Source organism: Streptococcus oralis (genome assembly GCF_003943395.1).
Taxonomy (GTDB): Bacteria; Bacillota; Bacilli; order Lactobacillales; family Streptococcaceae; genus Streptococcus; species Streptococcus oralis_BF.
The window spans coordinates 1-956 of sequence record NZ_RJPJ01000026.1; the positions used below are offsets into that span (position 1 = coordinate 1).

Sequence of the window (956 nt, forward strand, 5' to 3'; positions counted from 1 at the left end):
ATCAATCGGGAAGACAGGATTCGAACCTGCGACACCTTGGTCCCAAACCAAGTACTCTACCAAGCTGAGCTACTTCCCGAGTTAAATAGAAAAAATGCACCCTAGAGGATTCGAACCTCTAACCGCCTGATTCGTAGTCAGGTACTCTATCCAGTTGAGCTAAGGGTGCTCATTATTATATGCCGAGGACCGGGATCGAACCGGTACGATCGTTTCCAATCGCAGGATTTTAAGTCCTGTGCGTCTGCCAGTTCCGCCACCCCGGCCTCTCTAAGCGAACGACGGGATTCGAACCCGCGACCCCCACCTTGGCAAGGTGGTGTTCTACCACTGAACTACGTTCGCATCGACCTCTTCTATTTTTAATGCCGGCTACATGACTTGAACACGCGACCCTCTGATTACAAATCAGATGCTCTACCAACTGAGCTAAGCCGGCTAATTTCTACTATGCGGGTTAAGGGACTTGAACCCCCACGCCGTTAAGCGCCAGATCCTAAATCTGGTGCGTCTGCCAATTCCGCCAAACCCGCAAATATGACCCGTACTGGGCTCGAACCAGTGACCCATTGATTAAAAGTCAATTGCTCTACCAACTGAGCTAACGAGTCTAAAATAACTTCCGTTATCTTACGGTCCCGACGGGAATCGAACCCGCGATCTTCGCCGTGACAGGGCGACGTGATAACCGCTACACTACGGGACCTATGGGAGTTAACGGGATCGAACCGCTGACCCTCTGCTTGTAAGGCAGATGCTCTCCCAGCTGAGCTAAACTCCCAAAAAGGAAGCCTCTAAACTTCCTATTCTGCTAAGCGACTTCCATATCTCACAGGGGGCAACCCCCAACTACTTCCGGCGTTCTAGGGCTTAACTACTGTGTTCGGCATGGGTACAGGTGTATCTCCTAGGCTATCNTCACTTAACTCTGAGTAATACCTACTCAAAATTGAATA

At 50.3% G+C, this 956-nt stretch carries 9 tRNA genes and 1 rRNA gene; all 10 read right to left on the bottom strand.

The window, feature by feature from the left end:
* Window positions 1-5: 5 nt before the first annotated feature.
* The 10 genes from D8802_RS09935 to rrf all read right to left on the bottom strand — a co-directional run bounded on the left by D8802_RS09935 (window position 6) and on the right by rrf (window position 926).
* A tRNA-Pro gene (locus D8802_RS09935) sits at window positions 6-79 on the bottom strand.
* 16 nt (window positions 80-95) lie between these two features.
* Window positions 96-169, bottom strand: a tRNA-Arg gene (locus tag D8802_RS09940).
* Window positions 170-180: 11 nt separating this feature from the next.
* Window positions 181-266: transfer RNA gene (locus D8802_RS09945), tRNA-Leu, on the bottom strand.
* A 7-nt stretch (window positions 267-273) separates the two neighbouring features.
* A tRNA-Gly gene (locus D8802_RS09950) sits at window positions 274-345 on the bottom strand.
* Window positions 346-366: 21 nt separating this feature from the next.
* Window positions 367-439, bottom strand: a tRNA-Thr gene (locus tag D8802_RS09955).
* A 12-nt stretch (window positions 440-451) separates the two neighbouring features.
* A tRNA-Leu gene (locus D8802_RS09960) sits at window positions 452-533 on the bottom strand.
* 5 nt (window positions 534-538) lie between these two features.
* Window positions 539-611, bottom strand: a tRNA-Lys gene (locus D8802_RS09965).
* Window positions 612-633: 22 nt separating this feature from the next.
* A tRNA-Asp gene (locus tag D8802_RS09970) sits at window positions 634-706 on the bottom strand.
* A 2-nt stretch (window positions 707-708) separates the two neighbouring features.
* Window positions 709-781: transfer RNA gene (locus tag D8802_RS09975), tRNA-Val, on the bottom strand.
* Between the two features lie 29 nt (window positions 782-810).
* A 5S ribosomal RNA gene (gene rrf / locus D8802_RS09980) occupies window positions 811-926 on the bottom strand.
* Window positions 927-956 lie beyond the last annotated feature (30 nt).